Annotated in this window: 1 pseudogene; it reads right to left on the bottom strand. The window is 65.1% G+C overall.

What is annotated here, in order from left to right:
* Positions 1-218 (bottom strand): annotated as a pseudogene (locus MFF64_RS37610) (hypothetical protein); the annotation flags it as partial.

Genomic DNA, 218 nt, shown 5'->3' on the forward strand with positions numbered 1-218 from the left:
CTTGCTGACTTTCCGCGACGTGCTTTTCTTAGGGATAATGATGTGCTCGATCACGCCGCGTATCTTGGCGAGCCTAAGCACGGTCAGCAGCGTCTGGCTCGCCAGTAAGTAGGGCGTGGCGAGGCACACCGAGGCCCGGCCTTCCTGGATGGGGATCAGTGCCAGGCGGGCGTCGTGCTGCACGCCCGGCCCGAAGAACCCGACCGGCCACAGCGGCG

The organism is Methylobacterium frigidaeris, from assembly GCF_022179185.1.
GTDB lineage: Bacteria > Pseudomonadota > Alphaproteobacteria > Rhizobiales > Beijerinckiaceae > Methylobacterium > Methylobacterium frigidaeris.